Raw genomic sequence first — 23405 nt, 5'->3', positions numbered from 1 at the left:
GCGGTCGGGATGCCGATTTTGCCGACTATACCGAGCGCTTCGCCCGCTCCGCAGCCGGCAAGAAGCTGTACCGTTTGGCGCTGACGACCCGGTTGTTTTACGGCTCGGCGTGGCGCGTATGGTTTGGCCTGGCCACCCGCAGCCGGCGTCTTCAGTCGGTCGGTCTCAAGTGGTACAACGGGGTCGAGGGCTGGCATCAGCGCAGCGGCTGGGAGGCTGTCCGGGCGGTTTTGGGCGCTTCTTCAGCCCCGCCCTTAAGCCAGCCTTGAGAGGCGAGATGGGTGACGATGACGACACCAGCAAGCAGAGATCGTCGCCCGTCTTAGTGGATTGTGTTGAGGAGAGAGAGGACCAATGGCTGAGCGGAAAAAGACAGCGGCCCGCAAGACACCCGCCCGCAGAAAAAAGGCCGCGCCACGCCGAAAAAAGCGACGCGGCCTGGTCTCTAAGGTACTACTCATCATCGGCTGTGTGGTCGTTCTCGGTTTTCTCGGCATGGTGATGTTTCTCGACAAAGAAGCGCGCCGGATGGGGATTTTTCAGCCCCGGGTGAGCCAAGCTCCCCTCAGACAAGAGGCCGTCCCAGCCTCACCCGAGGAAGACTATACGCTGGAGGAAAAGCAACAGTTGGAGGCTATTTTGGAGTCTCAAGGCCGCTAGGCCGATGGGGTCGGTATGGACTGTGTTGATGAACTCCAGCGTCCGCTCTCCCTGCCCGCCTGTCCACAGCGGATTGTGTCGCTGGTGCCGAGCATCACCGAGACCCTGTTCGCCCTCGGTGCGGGAGCGTCTGTTGTCGGGGTGACCCGATTCTGTACCCATCCGCCCGAACAGATGGCCGGTCTCACCAAGGTCGGCGGCACCAAGGATCCAGACCTCGAAGCCATTCTGCGTCTGCGGCCCGATGTGGTCATCCTGAATGAAGAGGAAAACCGGCGCGAAGATTTCGCCTGGTTGGAGGAGCACGGCCTGTGCGTGTACGTGACCGCTCCCCGTACGGTCAGGGATGGAATCGAGATGATCGAACGCTTGGGCCGGCTGACCGGCCGTTCGGAAGACGGCCGGGCACTGGCCCGCGCCCTGCGCCAGCAGGCCGACCAGCTGGCCGGCGACCTCGAGCGCCAGCCCCGCGTCCGCGTCTTCTGCCCGATCTGGCGCAAGCCCTGGATGTCGTTTAACGCCCAGACCTATAGCGATGATATGCTGTGGACGTGCGGTGGGGAGAATATCTTCCGCACCAGGGCCGAGCGCTACTGCACCGTCGGCCTGGACGAGGTGGTGGCGGCCGACCCGCAGGTCGTGGTGCTGCCGAGCGAACCCTACCCGTTCGCCGCCAAACACCTGGTCCACCTGAAACCGCTGGCTCACACCGTCGCCGGCAAAATGGGCCACCTGTACTGTGTCGATGGTATGGCGCTGTGCTGGTACGGACCACGGATTGCGGACGGCCTGGCGCAGTTCGGCCGCCTGTTCGGGTATGTGCGACACACGCTGGACGACTAGCTTTATCGCCCCAGGCTTGGCTCAGTTTGATCTGTAAGATGCTGATTTTCTTGGTGAAAATATTTAAAACGAGCCAGTACCGTCGTGCTACGGTGCTTGCTCCAAGCAGCGGCTTAGAGTATGTTTCATAGCTACTGTGGCTAGCCTTGAAGACACTCTCCGCAAAGTCCCTCCCCAGAATGTAGACGCCGAGGAATCCGTCCTGGGCGGTATTCTGCTCGATGACACCGCCCTCGACCGAGTGCTTGAGGTCATGGGGGTTGATGACTTCTACGACAAGTCGCGCGGTAAAATCTTCCAAGCCATGCTCAGCCTGAGCAAGCAAGGGGCGCCAATTGACCTCGTGACCCTGACCGACCGGCTCCGCGCCCAAGGCGAACTACCCGACATCGGCGGAGCCACTTATCTAGCTGAATTGGTCGACCGTGTGCCGAGTGCAGCCAATATCGCCACCTACGCCCGCATCGTGCGTGAGAAGTCGGTCATCCGCAGCCTGATCCGAGTGTCTACGGACATCACCGAGCGCTGCTACGGCAGCCAGGACGATATTGAAATCTTTCTCGACGAAGCTGAACGCCTCATTTTTGACGTATCCGAACAGCGCGTTCGCCCAGCCTTTACCAAGGTCGGCGATATCGTCATGGACACGATCAAAACCATTGAGAAGCTGTACGAACGCAAAGAGCTGGTCACCGGTGTGCCGACCGGGTTCCTTGACCTTGACCGCATCACCGCGGGCTTGCAACCGTCCGACCTCGTGATTGTTGGTGCGCGTCCCAGCATGGGTAAAACCAGTCTTGTGATGAACATCGCCCAGCATGTCGCCCTGCACCACAACACGGCCGTCGGCGTGTTCTCGCTGGAGATGGCAAAGGACCAACTCATGTTGCGTATGTTGTGCTCTGAAGCGCGGGTGGATCTGGTCAAGGTCCGCACCGGCTATTTGGGCGAGCGTGACTTTCCGCGCCTAGCGATGGCCGCTGGCCGTTTGGCTGAAGCGCCGATCTTCATTGACGATGCGCCAGCTCAGAATGTGCTGGAGATGCGGGCCAAGTCGCGCCGTCTCAAACGTGAAGCGGACGTTGGGCTGATTGTCATTGACTACCTCCAGCTCATGCGGGGACTGACCGCACAAGAAAACCGGAACCAAGAGTTGTCCGAGATCTCCCGCAGTCTCAAGGCCCTGGCCAAGGATCTGAATGTCCCGATTATCGCGCTCTCCCAGCTCAACCGCCAGGTCGAGTCACGGAACGATAAACGGCCGGTCATGTCGGATATTCGCGAAAGCGGCAGCATTGAGCAGGATGCGGATGTCATCATGTTCATCTACCGGGATGAGATGTACAACCGTGAGTCGCAGGACGAAGGGGTGGCCGAGGTGATCATCAGCAAACAGCGCAACGGTCCGACCGGTACGGTGCGCCTGGCCTTCCGCCGGGAGTACACCCGTTTTGATAATCTGGTTGAGGATATGGAGGAGGGTGGAGAAGAAGAGTGAGGACCCGGCCGACGACAGCTGCTGCAAGGTCTGGCGAACTTTTGCCTCAACCTGCTGACTCAGGACAATATCGCTGATCATCGCCACGGCATTAGCGCCGGCGGCCAGGGCGGCCGATGCACGCCCGGTGCTGATCCCGCCAATGGCGACAATCGGCAGGCTGGTCCGGTTCCGAATCTCGCGCAGCTGATCGAGTCCTCGGGCGGTATAGCCGGTCGTCTTGGTCTGGGTGCCGAACAGTGGCCCAAAGCCGATATAATCCGCGCCCTCGCGCTCGGCCTCCGCAGCCTGGGCCGGGTCATGGGTTGAAACCCCGATAATCTTGTCCGGCCCCAACACCCGACGCGCCGCAGCGTAGGGCAGGTCGTCCTGGCCGATATGCAACCCGTCGGCGTCAATCGCGCGGGCGATGTCGGCCCGGTCGTTGATGATCAGCAGACAGCCGTGTTGCCGGCAGATGGCCCGCATCTGCCGGGCGATGTGCAGAAAGTCGCGGGCCGACCGCTCCTTGAAACGCAGCTGGATCAGCCGGGCTCCACCGGCGCACATCTGGCGGGCCAGTGCAGGACATGACAGCTCGGCTCGGCCCAGCGTATCGGCAATGGCGTACAGCGGACTTGGAAAAGAGAAGGCAGGCATCTATTTTCGTTCGATCTTCAGGCTGGTCATTTTTTTGCGCAGCGTGTTGCGATTGATGCCGAGCAGCTCGGCCGCCTTGAGCTGATTGCCAGAGGTATACTCCAGGGTCAGCTCAATCAAGGGTTTTTCGACCTGGGCCAGAATCCGCTCGTATAAATCACCGCTGTCGAGCGAGGCGTGATGCTGGAAAGAGGCGTTCAGCTTGCGCCGGACCAGTTCTTCGAGCGACAGGTCGGAAAAATTGTCCGGCAGGCTGGACGAGGCGACCGGCAGCGACAGGTCGGCCTGGGTCAGGAGCCGCCCCGGGGCCAGGACCGCAGCACGCAGCAGGGTGTTTTCCAGTTCGCGGACGTTCCCCGGCCACGAGTGGTGGACCAGCATGGTCTCAGCCTCGGGTGTCACGCCGCTGATCTTGGTCTCCATCTCGCGGTTGATCTTGTCCAGAAAATATGCGGTCAGGACCGGAATATCCTCCCGTCGCTGCCGCAGGGCGGGCAGGGTGATGGGCACGACCTGGAGGCGGAAAAAGAGGTCTTCCCGAAAGCGCTGTTCCTGGACCGCCAGGCTCAGATCCTGGTTGGTGGCGGCAATGATCCGGGTGGTGATGTGAATGACGTCCCGGCCGCCGACCCGGGTGATTTCCCGCTCTTGCAGAACCCGGAGAAGTTTGGCCTGCAGGGCCAGCGGCATATCGGCCACCTCGTCCAGAAACAGGGTCCCCTCGCTGGCCTGTTCAAATTTGCCGATCCGCCGCTCGACCGCGCCGGTGAACGCCCCGCGCTCATGGCCAAAGAATTCGCTTTCCAGCAGGTCGAGCGGAATGGCCGAACAGTTGATGCCGATAAACGGGGCTCGCCAGCGGGGTGAGTGGTGGTGAATGACCCGCGCGACGAGTTCTTTCCCCGTTCCGCTCTCCCCCTGCAGCAGGACGGTCGCATCGCTCTTCACAATGCGGCCGATGGTCTTATACACCTGCTGCATGGCCGGGCTCTGGCCGATGATATGATCGCCGCGCCCCTCGACCGCAGCAACCGGCGTCGCCGGCTGGATATCGGTCAGGCGACCGACTTCCAGGGCGCGCAGAACCAGGGCTTTGACTTCTTCGAGGTCAAAGGGTTTGGTCAGGTAGTCAAACGCTCCGCGCTTCATGGCCTCGATGGCGTTATCGAGGGTGGTTTGGCCGGTCATGATGATGATCGGCGTGGGCGGCCGGCGGTCTGTCCGGGGTTCTTGCTGGGCCTGGAGAAGGATATCAAGGCCGGTGCGCTCCGGCATGCGGATGTCGAGCAGTGCCAGATCGAAAGCCTTGGTGGTCAGCGCCTCCCAGGCCAGGGCGCCGTTGTCCACCGTTTGGACCGTATGACCCTGATCGCGCAGGGTGTCGGCCAGAACACGTCGGATGAGTTCTTCGTCGTCGGCAATCAGAATCGTGCCCGGAGGAGTGCCAAAAGGCGTGGTGTGTTGCATGGCTGGTCACGGTTGCGGGAGAGGGGGACGAGGATATCGTCTTGTCCGGGCGGTCATCATCGTTCGCCTGTGTGGGGACTGATGGGGAGATAGACCTGGAAGTGCGCGCCTTGGCCGAATTCGCTCTCGACCCGGATGATGCCGCCGTGCTGTGCGATGATCCGCTGGCTGACGGGCAGTCCCAGGCCCGTCCCTTGGCTTTTGGTGGTGAAGAAGGGGGTAAAGAGTTGGGACAGATGCTCGGCGGCAATCCCCGGCCCATTATCGGCGAAGTCAATAGACAGGAAGCGCCCCCGCTGCTCGGGCTCGCCGCGCACCAGATGGAAGTCGGTCGCCATCCGGGTTGACAGGCTCAGGTTGCCGTGGCGGCAGCCGTTCAGGGCCTGGAGGCTGTTCTTGATGAGATTGCGAAACACCTGGGCCAGAGACGCTTCGTCCCCCAACACATCCGGTAAACTGGGGTCAAAGTGAGTGCGGATCTCGACCTTGGGCGAAACGGTTGCCCGTTCGAGCAGCAGCACGTCGCTCAGGACCTTATGGACATTGATCGGTTGCAGATCGAGGCGCAGCGGGGCGGTCAACTGCGTCAGCTGTTCCAACAGTGCGCCCAAGCGGTCGATTTCTCGAATCATGACCGTGGTATACTCGTCCGCGGTCTGGTTCGCCGGCACGCTGCTGAGACGACCGTGCAGCAGCTGAGCCGCCCCCCGGATACCGGCCAGCGGATTTTTGATTTCGTGCGCCAGCCCGGCGACAACCACTCCCAGCTGGGCCAGATGGTCGGCGCGCTGGGCGTCTTCGGCCAGCTCTTTTTGGTAGCTCAAATCGTGCAGGACGAGACTCAGTCCCAGAAACCGGACCTCATCGTTGAAGATCGGCGAACAGATCGCCCGGACCGGCTTCACCCGCTGCAGGCGACCGGTGATCATCCCTTCGCTGGCGGTTGAGCTGTAGGTCGAGTTTCGCGTCCGCTCAATGATATCGACGATCCAGGCGTTGGCGCCAAAGACCTGGCTGTATGGCTGTTGGCCGATCTGGGCCAGCGACTGGCCGATGAGCGTTGCTGCGGCAGGGTTGAGAAAGGCGATCCGCTGGTCCTGATCAATGACGATAATGCCCTCCTCAAGGCTGGCCAGGACGTGCTCCCAGGCGTTGGCCGGGAAAGGCGGCTGGGACGGGTGGGGTTGTAGCGGCCGGGATGCCATCGACCATCCCATCGCAAACTGCAGTTTTATTGTCAAGGCGGGCTTGCCAAAGCGTCGGCTTGCCGGATATGGAATAGGCCATGCGGTATTCCGAAGCCGAGTGTCGGGCGGCGGCCGAAGCCCTGGTCAGCAACCTGAGCGAGAAAGGCTTGCTCCAACTCCAAACCGAGCAGCGACGTAGCGCGGAGCAACTCGCCCAGGCCCTGCTGGAGAATTTCCGGCAGGAAGAGGAATTACGGCGCGAAGCCGAACGGCTGGCCGAGGCGCATATGCCGACCGGTCAGGCCGTGGACCGCCATAAAGTTGTCCAGATGATTACCCAGCGTCTGGCCGAAGAGCGCAGTTTCGTCCTATGAGCCGCTTATCCGACGCGCGTATCACAGCCCTGGCCCGGCTGACGCTCCGGGTCTTGGCCAGCCAGGGTAGGCTGAGGAGCGAGCGGGCCGCCCTGGCCGAGAGCAAGCGTGTGCTGGCCACACATTTTCAGATTGATGATAGAATCGACGCGCTCGTGCGACGCAAGATTGCCTCGCTGTCGCGTCGGGTTGTGCCGGGCAGTACCGAATGGAACGTGCTGTACCGGCGCTACTTTGAGGAAGAGCGTCGCAAGCGGAAATTCTGACGTTTTTTGCTTGACAAGCGGAGCAGAGTGATTAAGTTGCCGGAGATTCTGCTCTGGGGCTCGGGCTCCGTGCAAATACGACACACATTATCCTCAGATAAGAAAGGAGAGGAGGCATGAAAATTCGACCCTTACAGGATCGGATCATCGTAAAACGGACGGAAGAAGAAGAGAAGACGGCAGGCGGTATCATCATTCCTGACACGGCCAAAGAGAAACCCCAGGAGGGCAAGGTCGTTGCCGTGGGCAAAGGCAAGGTCGGGGACGATGGCAAGGTGCAGCCGCTAGACGTGAAACCTGGAGACACGGTCCTCTTCGGTAAATATGCGGGAACCGAAATCAAACTTGAAGGTGAAGAACACCTGATCATGCGGGAAGACGATCTTCTCGGCGTGGTTGAATAGGTAAGGAGGATCCATAATGGCAGCGAAGCTTGTCAAGTTTAGTCAGGATGCGAGAGATCGCACCCTCCGGGGCGTTAATCTCCTGGCCGACACCGTGACGGTGACCTTGGGGCCCAAGGGCCGTAATGTGGTGATTGAGAAGTCGTTTGGTGCACCTGTCGTGACAAAAGACGGGGTGACCGTGGCCAAGGAGATCGAGCTTGAGGACAAGTTCGAAAATATGGGTGCCCAGATGGTCAAAGAAGTCGCCAGCAAAACGTCCGACGTGGCTGGGGACGGAACGACGACCGCAACCGTGCTGGCTCGGGCCGTGTTCTCCGAGGGCGTCAAGATGGTCGCCGCCGGCCACGATCCGATGAGCATTAAACGCGGCATCGACAAAGCCGTGGGCGCGGTGGTCGGTGATCTCAAAAACATGTCAAAGTCGACCCGCGATCAGAAAGAGATTGCCCAGGTCGGAACTATTTCGGCCAATAACGATGCGACCATCGGCGAGATCATCGCCGAGGCCATGAACAAGGTCGGCCGTGAGGGCGTGATTACCGTTGAAGAGGCCAAGGGGCTGGAGACGACCCTGGACGTGGTGGAAGGCATGCAGTTCGACCGCGGCTATCTGTCCCCTTATTTTGTGACCGACCCCGAGCGCATGGAGTGTGTCTTCGAGGATGTGTACCTGCTGATTCACGAGAAGAAGATCTCGGCCATGAAAGACCTGCTGCCCATCCTGGAGCAGGTCGCCAAGAGCAGCAAACCCCTGATCCTGGTAGCTGAAGATATCGAGGGCGAGGCCCTGGCCACGCTGGTGGTGAATAAAATCCGTGGCACCCTGCAGTGTGTGGCGGTGAAGGCGCCCGGGTTTGGTGACCGCCGCAAAGCCATGCTGGAGGATGTCGCGATTCTGACCGGCGGTCGGGTGATTGCTGAAGAGTTGGGGGTCAAGCTGGAGAGCCTGAGCCTGAACGACTTGGGTCACGCCAAACGCATTGTGGTCGACAAAGACAACACCACGATCGTCGACGGAGCGGGCAAGAAGGGCGACATCGAAGGCCGGATCAACCAGATTCGAGCCCAGATTGATGAGACCACGTCCGATTATGATCGTGAAAAGCTGCAAGAGCGCTTGGCTAAGATGATCGGCGGCGTGGCCGTCATCAAAGTCGGCGCGGCCACTGAAATTGAAATGAAAGAGAAGAAAGCCCGCGTTGAGGACGCCCTGCACGCGACCCGGGCTGCGGTTGAAGAAGGCATTGTGCCGGGCGGTGGGGTGGCCCTTATCCGTGCCTCACGGGTGCTGGATGGTGTCGAGGCCAACGAAGACGAGCAGTTCGGCGTCAATATCATCCGCCGAGCGATCCAAGAGCCCTTGCGCTGGATCTCTTCCAACGCCGGGGAAGAGGGCTCGGTTGTGCTGGACAAGGTCCGCAACGCCAGGGGTGCCAACGGCTTTAACGCGGCCAGCGGCGAGTATGAGGATCTGATCAAGGCCGGTATTATCGACCCGACCAAGGTCGTGCGGACCGCCCTTCAGAATGCCGCGTCGGTGGCCGGTCTGCTGCTGACCACGGAAGCCACGGTGGCTGATAAGCCTGAGGAGAAGGGCGCCGGCGGTGGGATGCCGCCGATGCCTCCGGGTGGCATGGGTGGCATGGGTGGCATGGGTGGCATGGGTGGCATGATGTAAGCCGTCCCCTGTCATCACGCGTAAAAACGGCCCTGCCCGGAACTCCGGACAGGGCCGTTGTGTGTCTGGCTTGGTGACTGGCTAGGCGTCGGGCAGGCCGGTAATCCGAATACCGGCCGAGTGGACTTTGTTCCGAATGTTGAGGCGAATCAGCAGGGCGGTGATGGGCTCAATCAGGCTGGCCGCCTCGAGCGGGCCGACATCGATGGCGTTGATATTGAGCTTGGCGATCAGCTCGATCACCCGTGTCCGGGCTTCTTTGGGGCTCCCGCACACCAACACATCGCAGTCAATCTCGGCCGTCGCGTCACGCAGCAGATGGGCCGAGATGTTCTGCAGGGCGCAGACCACGCTGACCTGCTCGCCCAGGATTTCCTGGGCTTCCTGAGAGGCCGAGCCGGCCGGCGGCATACTGACCCGCCGGGCGTTATCCGGGTCGAGCGGAACCGACACGTCAACAAAGATCTTGCCCTGGAGCTGGTCCTTGACGCTTTCCAGAGTCGGGACGTGGGCGGAGTACGGAACGGTCAGGACGACAATATCGGCCGCTGCGGCGGCACTCGGATTGTCCATCCCGACCAGCAGCGGCCGGCCGAGTTCCTGGTTGAGTTCGGCCGCCACCCGCTCGCCCTTCTCCTTTTGCCGCGACCCGATGATGACCTCCTCGCCGGCCAGCGCCCAGCGCAGTGCCAGCCCCGGCCCCTGTTCCCCGGTCCCGCCTAAAATCGCAATTTTCACTCGTGTTGCTCCTTACCGGACTCATGCAAAAAACTCTTCCACATTCCCCGACACGATCGGAATCGTCTGTACCGCGTTGTTGCGGAAGATACGGAAGAGCACCGTCTCGCCCGCCGGACGGCTCCACAGTTGTTGATAAAAGGCCGGTCGGTCCGCGACTTCCTGGTCGTCTATGGCCAGCACCACGTCGCCCGCCTTCAGGCCGGCCGTCTCGCCCGGTCCGCCCGGTAAGACACCCGCTACCACCAGATGCTTGCGCAGGGTGTAGGAGTACATGCCGATCCAGGCGCGTGACGAACGCGAGACACGGCGGCCGTAGCGGATCAATTCGTCCCGGTGGTCTTGAAAGTTCTCGACCGGGATGGCCAGCGAAAACTTCCCGACCTCGTTGAGGTTCAGCGACACGACCCCGACCATCCTGCCGTGCATATCGAACATCGGGCCACCCCCCAGGCCGGGATTCATAGCCGTGCTGATCAGAGCCCGGTCGAGTGAGTATTCCCAGTAGGCGTCGAACGGCGCGACTGAGGTCAGTCCTCCGCCGCTGACCCGCCGCCCGTTTTCTTCACCCGAGCCGGCGGCGATGAACACGTCATCGCCGGGCTTCAGCTCCTGGGAAGAACGCAGGGGCGCGGCCGGAAAGCCACTGTTGGCAATCTTGATCAGCCCGATGCCGCTGGCAAAATCCTGAGCCACCACTTCGGCGTCCACCTGGCTGTTATCGACCAGGCTGACTTTGATCGTACTGGCCCCAATGACGATGTAGTTGACCGTCAGGATGTAACCCGCAGGATCGACAATGGCCCCCGAGCCCATCCGTTCCGGGCCGAGGAGCGGGGCCGAGTGATGATCCTGGGGGACTGTGACGTGGATGCTTACAGTCGAGGGGACAACCTGTTCAATGAGCTTTACGGAGGCGTTCACTCTTCCTCCCTCACGCAAAAGATTCGTCAAGCCTAATGCCTGATTGGACGGAGCGCAACCCCTGAAGCGGCCCGCAGCGGAGCGCCGCAGGTTCGGACAGAGCGGACCTCGGGTCGGCACCGAGAGGTCCGTCGGTGATGCTTTTTTGGCCGGTTTCCCTTGGCAGCCGAGGCCGAATCTTATACCCTCTAGAGCTTCCTGGGCTGAGGAGAGAGACCGGCTATGAGCACGACCACCCCACGTCACGAGCGGACGCTTTCCGAGTATCGCTCCAAACAACTCTTGGCCGGCTATGGCGTGTCCGTCCCGCACGAGATGCTGGTGGACAGTCCCCAGGCTGCGGTCGAGGCGGCCGGCCGGATCGGCTTTCCGGTCGTGCTCAAACTGTGCGGCGACCGGATCGCCCACAAAACCGAGCGAGACCTGGTCCGCCTCGGGTTGTCCGATGCCGAGGCGGTCCGGCGGGCCGCCACCCAGCTGTGGCAGCGGCGTCGGCCCGAGGACGGCGAGGTCGGTCTGCTGGTGGCCGAGATGGTACACGGCCGCCGGGAGCTGATCGCCGGGCTGCTGCGCGACCCGCACTTCGGTGCCTGTGTCCTGATCGGCCTGGGCGGGATTCTGGCCGAGGCGGTCGGGGATGTGGCCTTCGGCCTGGCCCCGCTCGATCCGGTCGAGGCGCGCCGCATGGTTGCGGCGCTCCAGACCCGGCACGTGCTAGAATCCTTTCGGGGCGAGCCCGCGCTCGATATGGATGCCCTGACCGCAGCTCTGGTCGGCCTGGGCCGACTGGCGGCCGAGCATCCCGATATTCACAGCGTTGACCTGAATCCTCTTATCGTGGTGGGAGGCAAACCGGTTGCAGTCGATGCGCTGGTCGAACTCGGCCCGCCGGCCAGCGTTCCGCCCCCGCCGCCCGCCCGCTCGCCCGAGGAAATCCTGGAACGTTTTCGGCCACTGTTTCATCCGCGCGGGGTTGTGGTCACCGGGGCGTCGCGGCATCCTGGCAAATTCGGTTTTGTGTCGCTGCATAATCTGCGCCGCTTTGGCTATGGGGGCGATATTTTCCCCGTCAACCGGGACGGGGCTGAGATTCTGGACGCGCCGACCTATCGGGACATTGCCGAGATTCCGCCCGGCAGGGCCGATCTGGCCTTTGTGTGTACGCCGGCCGGGGCTAACGTCGGCCTGCTGCGGGACTGCGCAAAAATTGGGGTCCGAGCAGCATTCGTGGCCAGCGGCGGCTACCGTGAGACCGGGCCGCAGGGCCGCCAGCTCGAAGATGAGTTGGTGGCAACCGCCAACGAGTTGGGCATTCTGCTAGCCGGACCCAACGGACAGGGGGTGATCTCGACCCCGGCGTCGATGTGCGCCCAGATTGTCGCCCCCTATCCTCCGCCGGGACGTATTGGGGTGGTCAGCCAGAGCGGCAATCTGCTGTCGTCGTTTCTCAACTATGCGGTCCAGACCGGGGTGGGGGTGAGTAAGGCGATTTCGGTCGGCAACTCGGCCCAGACGAACATTGCCGATTACCTCGAGTATTTTGCCGCCGACCCTGACACCGACGTGGTGCTGGCCTATCTGGAGGGCATTCCTGACGGACGCCGCTTTGTCCAGGCCGTTCGGCAACTCACCCCGACCAAGCCCCTGGTCGTGCTCAAGGGCGGGGTGGCCACGGCCGGGCAGCGGGCCGCGCTGTCCCACACCGGCTCCCTGGCCACCGACGACCGGGTGTTCCAGGGCGTGTGCCGGCAGCTCGGTATGCTGCGTGCGCCGAGCGTCGAGCACGCCTTTGAGTGGGCGGCCAGCCTGGCCACTCAGCCCCTGCCGGCCGGCGACCGGGTGATCGTGTTTACCACGGTCGGCGGCTGGGGCGTGCTGACGGCCGATGCCTGCGCCCAGGCCGGGCTGGACCTGATTGCCCTGCCCGAGGATATCGAGGCCAAGATCAGCGCCATGGTGCCGGACCGCTGGAGCCGGAATAACCCGATCGATCTGGCCGGCGGGGAAACCCGCGATACCGTGCCCGAGATTCTCGATCTGCTGTGCGGTCATCCCCAGGTCGATGCGGTCGTGCAGCTGGGGCTGGGTATCCAGGGCGCCACCGCCAACCTGTTCCAGACCGGTGCCTTCTACCCCGGTCACGGCCTGGAGCGGATGGCCGATTTTCACCAGCGCCAGGAACGGCGCTATGCCCAGGCTGCGGTCGCCGCCTCGCAGCGCCACGCCACGCCCGTGCTGACGACCACCGAGCTGGTGTATACCGACCGGGAGTACGGCAACGCCGGACCCCTGGCCGTGCGCGAGACGGGACGGGTGTGCTACCCCAGCGCCCATCGGGCGGTTTCCGCCCTTGGCGCGCTGGTCGAGTATGCGCGGTTCCGGCGCCATGTCGGCTGACAGCGGCATGGCACACCACGCTCCCAGACGCGGCGAGTGGCGGCGGGTGATGCTCCAGCTCACCCCGGCCTGGCTGACGCTGATTGCCGGCTTCATTTTTTTGTGGCACAGCGGCCTGTGGTACGTCGTGATTGGACAGGAAGGAGGGCCTATGGCAGCCCAGGAACGCGTCCGTGCTCCCGAGCTGGAAGGCGGGATCGAGTGGCTCAACACCGACACGCCGCTCAGTCTGGCCGGTCTGCGCGGCAAGATCGTGCTGCTCGATTTCTGGACCTACTGCTGTATCAACTGCCTGCACGTCATTCCCGAACTCCAGCGCCTGGAGACCGATTTTCCGAATGAACTGGTTGTGATCGGTGTCCACTCGGCCAAGTTTCCCAACGAGGGCGAGTCGGAAAACATCCGCCAGGCGATTCTGCGCTACGACATTGAGCACCCGGTGGTCAACGACCGGGAGTTCCAGATCTGGCGGCGCTACGGCCCGCAGGCCTGGCCGACGCTGGTGCTGATTGACCCCGAGGGCTATGTGGTCGGCGGCATCTCCGGCGAGGGACACTACGAGACGCTCAAAGGGATCATCGGCCGGCTGGTTGACGAACACCGGGAGCGGGGCACGCTGAACGAACAGCCGCTCAGTCTGGCCCTGGAGAAAGCCGCCTTTCACGCCCCAATCCTGTCGTTTCCGGGCAAGGTGGAGGCCGATCCCGAGCGCGACCGGCTGTTCATCGCCGACTCCAGCCACAACCGCATTCTGCTCACCACCCGGACCGGGCGGGTCCTGGATGTGGCCGGCACCGGAGCGGCCGGGGCGGCCGACGGCAGCTTTGAGGCGGCCAGCTTTGACCACCCCCAGGGCTTGGCTCTGGCCGGCGACAGCCTGTATGTGGCCGACACCGAAAATCACCTCATCCGCCGGCTCGACCTCAAAGCCCGCACGGTGACAACGGTGGCCGGCACCGGACAGCCCTCGTTCAGAGGCTTTCGCCGGGGCAGGGCTCGGGATGTACCGCTCGGCTCGCCGTGGGATGTGCTGGTCGAAAACGATATCGTGTATATCGCCATGGCCGGTCCACACCAGATCTGGGCCCTGAATGTCCGCCACCAGGAAATCGGACCCTACGCCGGCTCCAGCAAGGAGGCCCGGATTGACGGGCCGCTGATGCAGGCCGCCCTGGCCCAGCCCAGCGGTCTGGCCTCGGACGGCAGCCAGCTGTTTGTCGCCGACTCCGAGGTCAGCGCGATTCGCACGGTCAGCCTGAATCCGCGCGGTACTGTCTCGACAATCGTGGGAGTGGATCTGTTTGAGTTTGGCGACACCGATGGCCAGGGCGATGCCGTCCGGCTCCAGCATCCGCTGGGCGTCGCCTACCATAATAACGTGGTGTATGTGGCCGATACGTATAACCACAAGATCAAGCGGGTCGGTCCCGGCCTGCGTACCTCGGTGACCTTTCTGGGCAGCGGCCAGCCCGGGTTTCGGGATGCCGACACGGGCCAGGAGGCCGAGTTCTACGAACCCAGCGGGCTGAGTATTGCGGACGGCACGCTGTATATTGCCGACACCAACAACCACGCCATCCGGGTAGCCGACCTCGAGACCGGCCGCGTCTCCACCCTCCAGATTACCGGCTTGAGCGAGGGACCGGAGCTGCGACCGGCCTATGTGTGGCCGAACCTCGAAGAGCTGAGCCTTGCCTCGCAGACGGTCCGGGCCGGTCGCACCAGCCTGACGGTCGATGTGGAGATTCCCCCGCCCTTTAAGCTCAATCCGGGCTCGCCGCTGGAGTACCAGGTCGAGCTGAACGGCGCGACCCTGGCCGGCGGAATGCGAACGCCAGAGCGGGATGGCCAGTTTCCGATCGAGATTCCGCTCAACCTGTCCGCGGGGGCGACCGAACTGCGCGTGGCGGTTGGGCTGGTCTACTGTAAGGAGGGCCAGGACGGGGTATGTCTGGTCAAGTCGCTGCGCTGGACGCTGCCGGTCGAGACGGCCAGCGACGGCGAGGACAGCCTGCGGATCGAACATCGCCTGGTGCCGGAGTGGACCTACGGGACCGAGTCCGTTCCAGGAATCAGCTGAGCAAACGGAGTGCGCATATGAAACTCGACTATCCGGTGATTGATGCCGACGGCCACGTTGATGAGAAAGCGGTCAACTGGGCCGAGCGGCTGCCCGAGAAGTACCGCCGCGACGCCCCGTGCTGGGTGAGCTATCCGGACGGCCGGCGGCACATGGTGGTGGAGGGCAAGCTGTGGCCGAGCCGACGCGATTTTTACGGTCAGCTCGGCATGTGGCCCGAGCCCAAGAAGCCGGCCCACCAGTGGGGCTGGGATCGGGAAGGCATGCAGGACCCGCATAAACGCATTCCCGACATGGACCACGAGGGCATTGATATCGCCGCCCTGTTCGGCACCTTTGTCGGGCTGGGGGCGGCCGCGTCGATTGAGGATGGCGGGCTGGCCGCAGCGGTGTCGAGCGCCTACAACGACTGGCTGGCCGAATACTGTCGGCCCTATCCCGAGCGGCTCAAGGGCATCGCCATGATCCCCATGCAGGACCCCCAGGCGGCCCGCAAAGAAATCCGGCGGGCGGTTGAACAGCTGGGCATGATCGGCGTGCAGGTGCTGACCAATTTTGGCGGCCGGCTACTGCACGAAGAGACCTTTGATCCGATCTGGCAGGAAGCCCAGGGGCTGGACGTGCCGATCTGTGTCCACATCATCTCGACCAACTCGGCCGGGATCGACCGCTTTGACCGCTATGTCTTCAAACACGCTTTTTATCCGCTCGACTCTATGCTGGCCGCAGCCTCGTTCGTGGCCGGCGGGATTCTGGAGCGCTTTCCCAAGCTCAGGGTCGCCTTTATGGAGGCCGGGGCCGGCTGGGTGCCGTGGCTGATGGACCGGCTGCACGAGCACTACGAGCTGTTGCCGCACCAGACCCCGTGGCAGCGCCGCGACCCGCTCGACTGGCTGAAGAGCGAGAACTGTTTTTACGCGGTTGAGCCGGAAGAGACGACGATCCCGTATGTCGCCCAGATGATTGGCGAAGAGCGGCTGATCTACGCCTCCGACTACTCGCACTGGGACTGCATCTGCCCCGACTCGGTCAAGGTGTTACGCGAACGGACCGATATCTCCGAGGGCCTGAAGCAGAAAATCTTCAACCGCAACGCGGCCCGGCTGTTCAATCTGTGAGCACGGCCGCGTCTCCCCGCCCGGGGCGTGACACGAGGACGGCGACATGAGCATCACCCAGACCAACTTCATTACGCCGGCGGGCTGGAAGACCGGTATCGAGGAGGTCGCCCCCAAGGTCTACGCCTATATTCAGGCGTTCGGCGAGCTGGGGGTCAGCAACGCCGGGCTGTTGCTCGACCGCGACGGCAACATGGCGGTCGACGCCCTGATGGTGCCGTCCATGACCAGGCGCTTTCTGGCCTCGATCACAAAGCTCAGCAAACGGCCGGTCTCACGCCTGGTGAATACCCACCATCATATCGACCACAGCGGCGGCAACTTCCTGTTCCGCGAGGCCGAGGTCGTCAGCCATACCGCGTGTCGGGACGAGATGGTCCGCAGCGGTATTGCGGTCGAAGCCTACCAGCAACGTATCCCGCGCTTTGCCAAAGAGTTTCCCCGGCTCAAGCCCAAACCGCCCACGGTCACCTTCGAGGACCGGCTGGTCTTTCATCAGTCCGGGCGTGAGATCGAGCTACGCCACCTCGGACCGGCCCACACCTTTGGTGACGCCTTTGTCTACCTGCCCCAGGATAAGCTGCTGTTTGCCGGCGACCTGGCCTTTTACTACGTCACCCCGCTGGCCTTTCAGGGCCACGTCGGCAACTGGATCAAGGTCGCCGACCGGCTGCTCAAGCTGGACGTGGAAACCATCGTACCCGGCCACGGGCCGATTGGCGGCAAAAAGGAACTGCGCGAGATGCGGGCCTACCTGGCGCTGGTGCGCCGGGAGGCCAAGAAGCGCTTCAGGCTGGGCATGACCGAAGAGCAGGCCGCGCGGGACGTGAAGCTGGGGGTGTATGCCAGCTGGCGCGAGCCCGAGCGCATTCTGCCCAACATCATGCGGCTGTATCAGGAATTCCGCCAGGAGCTTGAGCAGCCGCTCGACCTCGAACGGATGTTCGACGGCATGCGCCAACTCCGGGCCGAGCGGCACGGCCACGCGGCCGATGAGCCGGACCTGTGTTGTACCTGAAGACCGGTTGAAGCGACTATCCTGCCCGCCTGGGCTCCGGGTAGTGAACGGCTACGATTCCGGTCAGCACGGCCAGCAGGCCAATGACGAAGCGTGGGGTAATCGGCTCGTCCAGAAACGTGCCGCCCAACAGCGTGGCGGTCAGCGGATTGAGGGTCAGGAAGATGGCCACCCGGGTGGGGGTGGTATGTGCCAGGGCCCAGACCCATAAGGCATAGCCGATCCCGCCCCCAAACGTGCCGATATACAGGACGGCGATCCACCCCGAGGGGGTGAAGGCCGGCCAGCCCTGGGCCATGCCCAAGCCCAGGGTAAAAGGCGCGAGGCTGAGGGCGCCTATGCCCATGCTGAGCACCGTGAACACGGGGGCCGGATAGCGCTGGAGCTGGGGCTGCGAGTAGACGTTGTAGACGGCTATACACAAGGCCGCGCAGAACAGCATCGCATCCCCAGCCCATATCAGAGATGCGGAGGTCTGAGGGGGACCTTCGCTGAGGGCGAGTCCCAGTCCGCCCATGGCGAGCGCGATGCCGAACAGCTTGACCGGCGTGAGCCGCTCCTCGCTGCGCCAGCGTGCCAGCAGGAGGGTGAACACGGGTTGTGAGGCGAGCGCCAGGGCTCCGCGTGACGCGTAGCTGAACTGTAGCCCCGCGCCGACCAGGATGGGCATCAGCGCGTATAAGAGGACGCCGAGACACGCGATGGCGCTCCAATCTGTCCTCCGTACGCGCGGTCGGTCGGACCGCACCAGCACCGGGGCTATGCAGACGAAGCCGATACCAAAGCGAAAGAAGGCTAGCGTCAGCGGCTCGGTCTGATCGATGACAAACCGCGTGCAGAATACCATCCCGCCAAAGAAGATGCTGGCCGCCGCAGCGGCCACGGCCGCCCGGAGTGCCGGGGAAGCAAACATCCAGACTCGGCTCTCGGCGTGACGGGTTTTCAGCGTTCAAGCGAGCGCGCAGCGTCACTCCCACGGGGGGACACTACCTGGGAATGAGCGGCAGCACGATGTGAGACGCCCGGTCCTCCTGGTGAAACACGGTCTGCTCTGCGGCTATCCCCTGTGTGCCCTCGCCAAACGGCTGGCCGGTGTTCAGGTTGCGGTCAAACTCGGGAAAATGGCTGGAGCTGATTTCCAGCCGGATGCGGTGGCCCGGCAGAAAGACGTTGCTGGTCGCCCACAGGTCGATCGTGAAGCGGTAGGCTTTGCCCGCCTCCATCAGCTGGGGGGTGGTCGCCGAGTCCCGATAGCGGGCCCGGATAATGCCGTTAAGCAGATTCTGGGCATAGCCGTCGGGATGAACATCGACGAGCTTGGCGGTGAAGTCGGTATCGCGTGCCGAAGACGCGGCCCACAGCTCGACCGTCACCGGCCCGGTGATCTCCAGCGGCTGGCTGAGCGGCTCCGAGGTATAGACCAGGACATCGCGGCGCTCTTCGACCGGGCGCTGGTCTTGCACACCCATGTCGATGGTCAGGTTGTTGCCGCCCAGCGAGGGGACCGGATCGTCGGGATCGTAGGTGTACTGATCGGCCGGCTCCTGACCGGGCGGTACGCTGGACAGGCTGCCGTTGCCGCTCAGGCTGTTGGCCGCTCCGTCGCTGTGCAGGAAGTAGCGTACCTGGCGCATGGCGGGCGGTGGCCAGTCGGCCAGCTGCTGCCAGCGGTTCTCGCCCAGGCTGAACACGCTGACCGGCGGCTCGTCCATGATGCCGTTGGCCACGTCTTTGAGCCAGTAGTCGAACCAGCGCAGCAGGGTCTCGTTCAGGTCGATCAGGGCGTTGGGGCCAAAGTCGATGTCCCCGGCCCCGCGCGAGGTCGGCGAGGTGTAGGGCAGCAGATGGCCCCACGGCCCGATGATCAGGCGCTGGCCGGTCCGGGCCGCCTCAAAGCGGCTGTTGGCGCTGATGCTCTGATAGGCGGTCGGTCCACCCTCGGCAAAGATGTCATACCACGAGGTGACGTGGAGCATGGGGGTGGTGACGGTTTCGGCAAAGCAGTTCACGTTGGCCCGCTGCCAGTAGGCGCCGTCGTCGGCCTGGGCGATGTGCTCGGCCATGTACGGGGCGGCTTCCTTGAGGATTTCGCCCCAGTCCTTGATCGGCAGGTGGCGGTACCATTCGTCGGTCAGCGGGGTAAAGGCGTTCGAGCCCCAGCGGGTCATGCGGGCCCCGGCCGGCTCGCCGCCTTCGACATAGCCCTTCATCTTTTCCATCAGGTCTTTGCGGCCCTGACGCTTGAGCGTATCCAGCCCCTTGAACAGGGCGTAGGGGACCATCCAGCCCCACTTGGACACCCCGCCGGTGTGATAGATCCAGCTGGCGTGGTAGTCGGACGAGGCCGAGACCGGGGCCATGCACTGCAGCGACGGCGGCATGGGGTCGTTGCAGGCGATCAGGTACTGGGTCAGGCCCAGGTAGGACTGGCCGGTCGTGCCCACCCGGCCGTTTGACCACGGCAGCCTGGCCGACCACTCGACCGCGTCGTAGCCGTCGGCCGCCTCCTGAAAGATGGTGTCGTAGTCGCCCTCGGACTCGAAGCGACCCCGACAGTCCTGGACAACCGACACATAGCCGTAGCGGGCGTACAAGGCGTTGGGGCCGTTGGGGTCGCCTGCGGCCATTTTACCGTAGGGCGTACGGCTCAGCAGGACGGGGAAGCGCTCGGCCGAGTCGGGCCGGATGACATCGGCGTACAGGGTCACCCCGTCACGCGTTGTCATAGGGACATTCTTTTCGGTGACGACTTTATACCGTTTGCGGGCTGGGACGATCATGGCGGCCTCCTTTGCCCTTCCCATAGCATCTCCCCTCCGCCGGTGATACACTCGCCACCAGTTCTCAGCCCAGAATCAGCCCAGGAGCAGCGAAGGAGCAGCGGGTGAAATTCGGAATTTTCTCAACCGTCACCAAGGCCGATGAACGCAGCGTCCAGCAGCTGTTCAAGGAGAACCTCGAACAGGTGGTGTACGCCGAGCAACTCGGCTATGACAGCTTCTGGTTCGCCGAGCACCACTTTTCGACCTACAGCATGATCGCCTCGCCCAATCTGATGGTCGCCTCGGCCGCCCAGCGGACCGAGCGGATCAAGCTGGGGCCGGCGGTCAATGTCCTGCCCTTTCATCATCCGCTGCGCCTGGCCGAAGAGGGTGCGATGCTGGATATGCTGAGCGACGGGCGGCTGCTGTGGGGCATCGGTCGGGGCATTCAGCCGGGCGAGTTCATTCCGTGGCGGGTCGAGCACGAGCAGAGCCGTGACATCTTTGACGAAACCCATCAGGCTGTGATCCGGGCCTGGACCCACGACACGTTCTCGTATCAGGGCCGGTTTGTGAACATTCCCCAGACCCGGATTGAAATCCGGCCGGTCCAGCAACCCCATCCCCCGGTGTGGACCGCCGGGCTGTCTGAGGCCTCGGTCCGCTGGGCGGCAAAACACAACTACCCGTGCATGGAGGTCTACACCCTGCTGCCGATCATGCAGCAGCACTGGGCCATCTACAAAGCCGACAACGCCAAGCACGGCCACACCGTAGACCACGTCGGTCTGGTGCCGACCCGCCATGTGTATGTGGCCGAGAGCGACGAGCAGGCCAAAGCCGAGGTGTTGCCGACCCTGGCCGCGCGTTGGCAACAGCTGCTCAAGCTGGCCAAACCGGACGAAATGGCCCAGTCGTCTTCCTACTCGTATCTGAAGGGCACCTTCGATGCCGCAGCCCGGGGCGACCTGACCGAGTTGATGGACCTCGGTATGATTCTGATCGGCAGCCCCGACACCTGCATCCGTCTCATCAAGCGTCACCAGGAGTTTCTGGAAGACCTGCAATACATGATCCTGTTCTTCGCCTACGGCAGCCTCAGCCAGCAGCAGGTGTGTCGCTCCATGCGTCTGTTTGCCGAGGAGGTCATGCCTGAGTTTCCCGAGCCCGAGGCGACCAGCACCGCAGTCAACGGGCGGGCGGCCCAAGAGGGCCGAGTGTCATAAGGGCCGAGTGTCATAACGAGGTGGGTATGTCGTTCCCGAATCTGTACATCAGCGAGCCCATTGAGAAAGTCATGGGCGACTGGGACTTTCTGAACGAGCGGGTGATCGGCAAGTTTTCCGGCTTTAAGGAGGTCGGCCAGCAGGTCATCGGCATCCGTCACTACGCCCCGACCGAGACCGGCGCCCTGGACGCCATCTCGGGCGGCCGGCTCAGCGAGATCTGGCTGATCGAGCCCTACAAGGGCCTGACCAAGCTGACCGACCCGCCCAAACCGCTCGACATCGGCGTTGTGGTGGGCGGCATTCCGCACCACGCGGCCAACTACTTCGGCTACTGGCACATCAACGACCGGGACGAGCTGTTTCTGCCCCTGCCGCCGGACGAGGACGGCCAGATTCCCTTCTTGTTGATTCAGCAGATGCCGGACAAGACCGAGTGCGACCGCTTTGCCTGGTACTGTCTGGAGTGCCTGACCCTGCTCTTCGAGCGGGTCTATCCGACCGGTGAAAAAGGCATGGGCGGTTTCTGGAAGGCTGAGCGGGCGGCGGTGACCGAATACAACAGCGACAACCGAAACCGGACCTGTCCCGAGTGTGGAACCGTGAACCTGGAGGGCTATTGCTGGCAGTCGCGCAAGGATACGCCGGCCGAGCGCCAGGCCCGGGCCAAGTGGTAGGACCAAGACTCGGGAGTCACCCTCATGCCCCGCACCATCCCGCTCCGCAACTATACCGCCTCGGCCACCGATCCTGAGGATCTGGACGATCTCGGCAGGTGGCAGGAGGCGTTTGACTACCGCATCTGGAGCGCCCGGCTGCCCTTGGCCGGACCGCAGTTTCGGCTGTTTGAAATGCTGCCCGAGGGAATTCTGGAAATCCCCCAGCAGGGCAAGCGTCTGATGCACCTGATTAAGGCCGGCGTGCCACACCATGTGGCCTCGCTGCTGGGCTACTGGGCGGTCAGCGATACGGACCGTATCTGGATTCGGGCCGAGTGGCAGGACAGCGCCTATTACACCATCATCATGGGCGGCACTCCCTCGGCCTATCGGCGCGACCGCCTGCGCTGGTACTGCCCCGGCTGCGGCGCGGGAGACGGCCCAGCACGGCTGGCGCGGGCTGTGGGACGAGGAGGGGCGAGCCGTGGAGCGCTTCAATACCGATGCCGGCCTGCGGACCTGTCAGGCGTGCGGCAGTCTGCACCCCTGTGCCTACAGTTTTTTTGCCGAACGGGATACGCCTGAGGCGCAGGCTGCCCGCCACAGCTGGTGAGGCTGGAGATGGTTTGGGTAGCGCTTGGGGCTGTTGAGGCGTTTCCGGTAGGCACGCTGGCGAGTGTGAAGATCGCCGGCCGGCAGCTTGCCGTCTGGAACGACGGCGGCGGCTTTATCGCGGTCGAAAACGCCTGTCCCCACAAGGGCGGCCCCCTGAGCCGGGGCTGGCTCAAAGGGGCGACTGTGACCTGTCCGTGGCACCGCTTTCGTTTTGATCTGCGCCGCGCGTGCAGCCTGACCAACCCGGCCATGCGGCTGCGGACCTATCCGGTCCAGGTCGAAGACGGGCTGCTCAGAGTCGATATTGGCTGAACAGCGCCTTAGCCCTGCTTGTCACTGGGCGGCATACCCGCCGTCAACCGTAAACACCGAGCCCGTCACCCACGCCGACTCATCCGAGGCCAGAAACAGGCCCATTGAGGCGATGTCTTGCGGTGTGCCCACCCGGCCGAGCGGATGGCTCTTGGCCACCCGTTCCATCCGCTTGGGATTCGAGCCGTGCAGCACGTGGGCCATCATCGGCGTGTCAACCGCGCCGGGGCAGATGACGTTGCAGCGGATGTTCTTGGCGGCATAGGCGGTGGCGACCGCCCGGGTGAGCGAAACCACCCCGCCTTTGGCTGCGGTGTAGGCGTGCACGTTGCCGACGCCCAACAGCCCGGCCAGCGACGACACGTTGATGATTGAGCCGCCGCCGGCCTTGGTCATTTCTGGAATGGCGTACTTACAGCCCAGGTAGACGCTCTTGAGGTTCACCCCCATGACCATATCCCACAGCTCCTCGTCGAGTTCGGTCACCGTCGTGTCCCGTTTATGCAGTACTGCGGCGTTGTTGTACATGATGTGCAA

The 23405-nt window shown here is 63.3% G+C and carries 23 protein-coding genes; 16 read left to right on the top strand and 7 right to left on the bottom strand.

The window, feature by feature from the left end:
• The 4 genes from J4F42_06965 to dnaB all read left to right on the top strand — a co-directional run.
• On the top strand, positions 1 to 269 hold a 269-nt coding region (locus J4F42_06965; protein ID MCE2485236.1), incomplete at its 5' end, for a hypothetical protein.
• An 85-nt stretch (positions 270 to 354) separates the two neighbouring features.
• Positions 355 to 660 (top strand): hypothetical protein, encoded by a 306-nt coding sequence (locus J4F42_06960; GenBank protein MCE2485235.1) that lies wholly within the window; start codon positions 355 to 357, stop codon positions 658 to 660.
• 15 nt (positions 661 to 675) lie between these two features.
• Positions 676 to 1503 (top strand): cobalamin-binding protein, encoded by an 828-nt coding sequence (locus J4F42_06955; GenBank protein MCE2485234.1) that lies wholly within the window; start codon positions 676 to 678, stop codon positions 1501 to 1503.
• Between the two features lie 127 nt (positions 1504 to 1630).
• Complete coding sequence (gene dnaB, locus J4F42_06950; protein MCE2485233.1) at positions 1631 to 3001, top strand: replicative DNA helicase; 1371 nt, start codon at positions 1631 to 1633, stop codon at positions 2999 to 3001.
• 639 nt (positions 3002 to 3640) lie between these two features.
• On the opposite strand, the gene J4F42_06945 is transcribed toward dnaB, so the two are convergent.
• Complete coding sequence (locus tag J4F42_06945; GenBank protein ID MCE2485232.1) at positions 3641 to 5107, bottom strand: sigma-54-dependent Fis family transcriptional regulator; 1467 nt, start codon at positions 5105 to 5107, stop codon at positions 3641 to 3643.
• 56 nt (positions 5108 to 5163) lie between these two features.
• Positions 5164 to 6312 (bottom strand): PAS domain-containing protein, encoded by a 1149-nt coding sequence (locus J4F42_06940; GenBank protein MCE2485231.1) that lies wholly within the window; start codon positions 6310 to 6312, stop codon positions 5164 to 5166.
• Positions 6313 to 6392: 80 nt separating this feature from the next.
• Between J4F42_06940 and J4F42_06935 the strand changes: the two genes are divergently transcribed.
• From J4F42_06935 to groL, 4 genes are all read left to right on the top strand, one after another.
• Entirely contained in the window at positions 6393 to 6668 is a 276-nt protein-coding gene (locus J4F42_06935) for a DUF507 family protein (GenBank protein ID MCE2485230.1), read from the top strand.
• The gene (locus J4F42_06930; protein MCE2485229.1) at positions 6665 to 6934 is read left to right on the top strand and encodes a DUF507 family protein; all 270 of its coding nucleotides are present in this window, start codon (positions 6665 to 6667) and stop codon (positions 6932 to 6934) included. Before J4F42_06935 ends, J4F42_06930 begins: the two co-directional genes overlap by 4 nt.
• Positions 6935 to 7050: 116 nt before the next feature.
• A complete protein-coding gene (groES, locus tag J4F42_06925) occupies positions 7051 to 7338 on the top strand; it encodes a co-chaperone GroES (protein MCE2485228.1) in 288 nt (95 codons plus the stop codon).
• 16 nt (positions 7339 to 7354) lie between these two features.
• Positions 7355 to 9019, top strand: a complete 1665-nt coding sequence (gene groL, locus J4F42_06920; protein MCE2485227.1) for a chaperonin GroEL — start codon at positions 7355 to 7357, stop codon at positions 9017 to 9019.
• 81 nt (positions 9020 to 9100) lie between these two features.
• On the opposite strand, the gene npdG is transcribed toward groL, so the two are convergent.
• Complete coding sequence (npdG, locus tag J4F42_06915) at positions 9101 to 9757, bottom strand: NADPH-dependent F420 reductase (GenBank protein MCE2485226.1); 657 nt, start codon at positions 9755 to 9757, stop codon at positions 9101 to 9103.
• A gap of 21 nt (positions 9758 to 9778) precedes the next feature.
• On the bottom strand, positions 9779 to 10681 hold the full coding sequence (locus J4F42_06910; protein MCE2485225.1) for a serine protease: 903 nt from the start codon (positions 10679 to 10681) through the stop codon (positions 9779 to 9781).
• Positions 10682 to 10903: 222 nt separating this feature from the next.
• Here J4F42_06910 and J4F42_06905 point away from each other — a divergent pair, with 222 nt between their 5' ends.
• Genes J4F42_06905 through J4F42_06890 form a run of 4 tightly spaced genes read left to right on the top strand, consistent with a single transcriptional unit; the run spans position 10904 to position 17294 of the window.
• Entirely contained in the window at positions 10904 to 13078 is a 2175-nt protein-coding gene (locus J4F42_06905) for an acetate--CoA ligase family protein (GenBank protein MCE2485224.1), read from the top strand.
• A gap of 7 nt (positions 13079 to 13085) precedes the next feature.
• Positions 13086 to 15158 (top strand): redoxin domain-containing protein, encoded by a 2073-nt coding sequence (locus J4F42_06900; protein ID MCE2485223.1) that lies wholly within the window; start codon positions 13086 to 13088, stop codon positions 15156 to 15158.
• Positions 15159 to 15175: 17 nt separating this feature from the next.
• Positions 15176 to 16276: an amidohydrolase gene (locus J4F42_06895; GenBank protein ID MCE2485222.1), complete on the top strand. Its 1101-nt coding sequence runs from the start codon at positions 15176 to 15178 to the stop codon at positions 16274 to 16276.
• A 46-nt stretch (positions 16277 to 16322) separates the two neighbouring features.
• Positions 16323 to 17294, top strand: coding sequence for an MBL fold metallo-hydrolase (locus J4F42_06890; protein ID MCE2485221.1), 972 nt, complete (start codon positions 16323 to 16325; stop codon positions 17292 to 17294).
• 16 nt (positions 17295 to 17310) lie between these two features.
• On the opposite strand, the gene J4F42_06885 is transcribed toward J4F42_06890, so the two are convergent.
• A complete protein-coding gene (locus tag J4F42_06885) occupies positions 17311 to 18207 on the bottom strand; it encodes a DMT family transporter (GenBank protein ID MCE2485220.1) in 897 nt (298 codons plus the stop codon).
• A 73-nt stretch (positions 18208 to 18280) separates the two neighbouring features.
• Complete coding sequence (locus J4F42_06880; GenBank protein ID MCE2485219.1) at positions 18281 to 20074, bottom strand: CocE/NonD family hydrolase; 1794 nt, start codon at positions 20072 to 20074, stop codon at positions 18281 to 18283.
• 104 nt (positions 20075 to 20178) lie between these two features.
• Between J4F42_06880 and J4F42_06875 the strand changes: the two genes are divergently transcribed.
• From J4F42_06875 to J4F42_06860, 4 genes are read left to right on the top strand one after another with little or no spacing between them, the layout of a single operon-like run.
• The gene (locus J4F42_06875) at positions 20179 to 21282 is read left to right on the top strand and encodes an LLM class flavin-dependent oxidoreductase (GenBank protein ID MCE2485218.1); all 1104 of its coding nucleotides are present in this window, start codon (positions 20179 to 20181) and stop codon (positions 21280 to 21282) included.
• A gap of 26 nt (positions 21283 to 21308) precedes the next feature.
• Positions 21309 to 21959: a hypothetical protein gene (locus J4F42_06870; protein ID MCE2485217.1), complete on the top strand. Its 651-nt coding sequence runs from the start codon at positions 21309 to 21311 to the stop codon at positions 21957 to 21959.
• A gap of 24 nt (positions 21960 to 21983) precedes the next feature.
• On the top strand, positions 21984 to 22526 hold the full coding sequence (locus J4F42_06865; GenBank protein MCE2485216.1) for a hypothetical protein: 543 nt from the start codon (positions 21984 to 21986) through the stop codon (positions 22524 to 22526).
• Between the two features lie 36 nt (positions 22527 to 22562).
• Positions 22563 to 22868, top strand: coding sequence for a Rieske (2Fe-2S) protein (locus J4F42_06860; protein MCE2485215.1), 306 nt, complete (start codon positions 22563 to 22565; stop codon positions 22866 to 22868).
• 21 nt (positions 22869 to 22889) lie between these two features.
• Here J4F42_06860 and J4F42_06855 read toward each other — a convergent pair.
• The coding region (locus tag J4F42_06855) for an SDR family oxidoreductase (GenBank protein MCE2485214.1) at positions 22890 to 23405 on the bottom strand (516 nt) is incomplete at its 5' end.

The sequence above is a fragment of the Desulfurellaceae bacterium genome (genome assembly GCA_021296095.1).
Taxonomy (GTDB): domain Bacteria; phylum Desulfobacterota; class Binatia; order Bin18; family Bin18; genus JAAXHF01.
This window is presented reverse-complemented; position numbering and strand designations above follow the sequence as displayed.